We start from the raw sequence: 3,291 nt of genomic DNA, 5'->3' as shown, positions 1-3,291 counted from the left end.
GGTTTGCGGGATTACCTAACTATATCAAGGTATACCTGCCTAGTTTGGGCTGCGAAAGTTGAGTAGTAATAAAAAAAACCAATTAAATAATGCCTTCTTTATTTTTTTCCACATATTACTTATAATCCCTTCTTACTTAAACATTACATAGATTAATTGTGTTTCCTTCCAATCATTCATGAAATGCATCAGGAATAATACGAAGCGTCAACATATAAATTACATAATATCCCTGAAAATGACGTTAATCTTTTCATTAAAAAAGCGTCTTACCGTAAAAACTTTACTCAACAAAACGGCTCAATTGAAACGTGACCTTTCTCTCACAACTACGTTTACTTTAGAAACACCTTTAAACTTTACGGTAGTTTGACCCACTCCTGCCGTCAAAACGTGGACAATATATAAAAACCCCAAAGAACCTATTGTAAATAAAAGGGTTATAACATTCGATGCCACAATAGATAAGTAACAAAGTGCTAAGGTTGAAACCATAGCAATGAGATATGTGAATAGGATTTGAGAAAAGTGTTTAAAGGACTGAGGTCTAATCCACAATTTGCTTTTAGGTAGCTGCTCAAGACCCACTACTTTTTGCAGTTTCTTTTTACATCGATAATTTATTGTTACGATCATTACAATCACAGATATTACAAGAAGACTAAGAATCACAGAATTAACCAATGTATTGTCCGGAAGAGCAAGAATATCTCCCAATGGTCTTAACATGGTCGCTATAAAAATGCCGATGCCTGCGCTTATTGGACCCGAATTTCCAGTGTCTTTTTGGTTTACTTCCGGCGATTTCAATTTTCCCACGATATTCGGCTCGTTCACTTTATAAACCGGATTCGGCAACATCCAATAGAAAAATGGGAATATAATTTTCCAAAGAGAACGTCCCATGTCCATAATATAATCTTCCCCATTAATGGTAAGAATTCTATACCGGATGTTTTTATATGCACCTTGTACCTTACACTTCATTTAACGATTCTCCATTTCATTGGTTAATTGCATTAAGAAAACGGATTGATAAAATTTTCTTCATTAAAGTAAAATACACTGTCGGGATCCAAACCTTTCGGGTAAAAGCACCCTGAGTAGTCATACCATTTCCCTTCTTCTGTTCCCCTGATGGAAGAACAGAGCCTCTATTTAAGATCATTTAGCTTATTTGTCCCCTTTCTTAAATATACAATTGATCCAATTGGTAACATGAATATTCTCCTTCTGATATTCTTGGTATCCTCCCTCTTTTGTAAGTTGAAAACACTTCTCTATTGTATTCAACATTAAACTGCCGTTTTTTTATCACCCTTAAATTTCACAGTAGTAGTACCCATGGTCACGGCAACAGGACTAGCAATAAGTGAAAAAAAAGCGCCTACTATAAAAATCTGCGTTACGATATCCGGATCCAAAATAGAAAAATAACAAAACAGCAGAGTTAAACCCATGAAAAAGAAATAAACAAATATCAGTTGAAAAAAGTGCTTAACAGAATTCGGCCTAATCCATATTTTATCTGTTTCCAAATCTTCCAGTTTTACAACATGATATAATTTCTTCTTAAATTTGTATAAAGATGTGAACAATGCAAACGTGAGTATGACGCCCAGGATAAGAATCGCAGAATTAATTAATAGCGTATCCGGAAGAGAAAAGTATTCTGCCAAAGGCTCTAAAAGAGATGCTAAAAGCATACCAATTCCCGCTCCTAATGTGTAATGATAATAAAATTGTTTAATTTTGGAACTCAAACAACGCATTGCACCGTCCATATTTATGGATGGTGTAAAAATAAAGTTGTTTAATTTCTTGTGGAATGCTTAAAACGAACTTATGGAAGTAACAATAAAGTCGTTTAAAAATCAAGTCCTTATGCTACAATCGCACCAGTTTGGAGAGGATTAAAGCGAATACAGTTCTATTATTTTCTCTATGTGTAATTTACTCGGATCACTCATATCAACAAAATAAGGCAACTGCCATTTTTGAGTTTTCATAGCTTGCTTACTAGTTGGTTTATCCCAGCTGGAATAAACTCTTATTGCCATTTTCCCCTTTGCCGAACTGGACCTAAGGATATTCTGTTTGAAAAGAATTTCTTTTGGAAAAATAAATTGTCCAAACTCACCATCATCTTTAAAAGTAGTTATAACTAATAAATCAGGTGCTTCCTCATATGAAAAGGGTTGGTTTTTATTGTTTTCATCTTTTTCCCAAAAAGCAACAAACTGCCCTACTTTGGTGGGGGTTATATTTGCAACTCTAAAACGAACTGTTTTCGAAGATAATCGAAATGTACCAGCGCCATACTTAGAGTTTTGCTTTTCTTCTTGAATCGACTTTACAGTTAAGCCATTTGGCTCATAAATCATTTTATTTACATAATTTAATGCTGTATAAAAATCATTCATTATGCCACCTCAAAATTTCCACCAATCTGGCTCCGTTAATTGAAAAAGTAAACCAAAGTTTTTAAACAACTTTATTGTAACTTAAACAACTTTATTTATAATTAAAGAACTATATTATTACTCAACAGCTATTCAATTTACCTTGTTTCTCCGCCACTTTATGAATTGAAAAGGAAATAGTTTGTCCTGTATTGAAATACCTTACTGCAATAGAAGTAATACGTGGCGTTCTCCCGTCTTTAATATTATAAAAACTTTCGCAAGAGTACCGGAGAAAGTACTGATTGCATTAATCTGACCAATAATTTAATAGCCAACACCTTGGAACAAGGTAGCAGTAACAAATAAACAATTCCAGTGCATACCCACTAACTCTATTATATGTAAATTCTAAGCAAAAGAAGCATATCGTTCATATGCCTCTTTTTAAATATCCATTTTGTTTTATTCCATTGGCCCAGTAACGGTTCCCTTTTTGATATTTGCTTTATTTTCTTCTAACCTGTCATGAAAGATCTTTTGGAAATGTTCTTCTTCATCGTCCTTAAAACCTTCAAATACAATTTTATCTATATTTTCTTCATTAAAATAGAATACATTATTAGGATCCAGTCCTTGTGGATAAATACACCCCGAGTAGTCATACCATATCCCTTCTCCTTCCGTTTCCCCTGACGGAAGAATGGGGCCTCTGTTCAAGATCATTAATTTACTCGTTCCTTCTCTCAGATATACAATCGATCCAATTGGCAACATGAATGTTCTCCTCTCTCGTTTTTTGGTACTTCCTTCGTAATTGAAAATACTCAACTTTCGCAGCACAAATTAGGCAGGTACACCTTGATATAGTTAGGCAGACCTGCAGCCC

The 3,291-nt window shown here is 34.2% G+C and carries 5 protein-coding genes; all 5 read right to left on the bottom strand.

Features of this window, described 5'->3' with window-relative positions; genetic code table 11:
* Positions 1 to 300: 300 nt before the first annotated feature.
* Positions 301 to 987, bottom strand: coding sequence for a DUF443 family protein (locus ABRT01_RS17985; protein ID WP_367749125.1), 687 nt, complete (start codon positions 985 to 987; stop codon positions 301 to 303).
* A 32-nt stretch (positions 988 to 1,019) separates the two neighbouring features.
* The gene (locus tag ABRT01_RS17980; protein WP_269412591.1) at positions 1,020 to 1,139 is read right to left on the bottom strand and encodes a DUF4176 domain-containing protein; all 120 of its coding nucleotides are present in this window, start codon (positions 1,137 to 1,139) and stop codon (positions 1,020 to 1,022) included.
* A 156-nt stretch (positions 1,140 to 1,295) separates the two neighbouring features.
* Positions 1,296 to 1,772: a DUF443 family protein gene (locus ABRT01_RS17975; protein WP_367749128.1), complete on the bottom strand. Its 477-nt coding sequence runs from the start codon at positions 1,770 to 1,772 to the stop codon at positions 1,296 to 1,298.
* 141 nt (positions 1,773 to 1,913) lie between these two features.
* Positions 1,914 to 2,423, bottom strand: coding sequence for a MepB family protein (locus ABRT01_RS17970; RefSeq protein ID WP_367749122.1), 510 nt, complete (start codon positions 2,421 to 2,423; stop codon positions 1,914 to 1,916).
* 444 nt (positions 2,424 to 2,867) lie between these two features.
* The gene (locus tag ABRT01_RS17965; RefSeq protein WP_367749119.1) at positions 2,868 to 3,179 is read right to left on the bottom strand and encodes a DUF4176 domain-containing protein; all 312 of its coding nucleotides are present in this window, start codon (positions 3,177 to 3,179) and stop codon (positions 2,868 to 2,870) included.
* Positions 3,180 to 3,291: the final 112 nt, after the last annotated feature.

The sequence above is a fragment of the Lentibacillus sp. L22 genome, from assembly GCF_040812445.1.
GTDB classification, from domain to species: domain Bacteria; phylum Bacillota; class Bacilli; order Bacillales; family Amphibacillaceae; genus Lentibacillus_C; species Lentibacillus_C daqui.
The sequence above is the reverse complement of the archived record's forward strand: the minus strand, read 5'-3'. Positions and strand labels throughout refer to the sequence as shown.

Coding starts and splice junctions, on each gene's coding strand:
- ABRT01_RS17965 (WP_367749119.1), bottom strand. CDS start 3,179: ATGTTGCCAATTGGATCGATTGTATATCTGAGAGAAGGAACGAGTAAA.
- ABRT01_RS17970 (WP_367749122.1), bottom strand. CDS start 2,423: ATGAATGATTTTTATACAGCATTAAATTATGTAAATAAAATGATTTAT.
- ABRT01_RS17985 (WP_367749125.1), bottom strand. CDS start 987: ATGAAGTGTAAGGTACAAGGTGCATATAAAAACATCCGGTATAGAATT.
- ABRT01_RS17975 (WP_367749128.1), bottom strand. CDS start 1,772: ATGCGTTGTTTGAGTTCCAAAATTAAACAATTTTATTATCATTACACA.